Source organism: Psychrobacter sp. GW64-MNA-CIBAN-0177 (assembly GCF_040309585.1).
Classification (GTDB): domain Bacteria; phylum Pseudomonadota; class Gammaproteobacteria; order Pseudomonadales; family Moraxellaceae; genus Psychrobacter; species Psychrobacter okhotskensis.
Genome location: NZ_JBEOOY010000282.1, coordinates 1 through 267, shown reverse-complemented (window position 1 = coordinate 267; position 267 = coordinate 1). Strand labels below are relative to the sequence as shown.

Below are 267 nucleotides of genomic sequence, written 5' to 3'. Positions count from 1 at the left end.
CCACTGAATCACAAATCAAAATCACATGACGACCCACTGGCTGACGATAAATGCGATTAAAGAAAGTCGCAACACCATCCATATCGGTTACTGGAACATCCAATATATTCGCAATGGCATTGACTTGGGCATCATTCACCCAACCGTTGCGCTTTTGCACAATTTTTAATGAATCGAGAGAAGCCGCGCGCGCATGAGGATAATGATGCATAAACTCATGAATCGCTGCAATCTCATCAGCCGTTAGGATGCTGGCCACATCTACTC

1 protein-coding gene is annotated in these 267 nt (G+C 44.9%); it reads right to left on the bottom strand.

What is annotated here, in order from left to right; genetic code table 11:
* The coding region (locus AAEY79_RS15090) for an NAD(P)H-dependent oxidoreductase subunit E (protein ID WP_352289251.1) at positions 1 to 267 on the bottom strand (267 nt) is incomplete at both ends.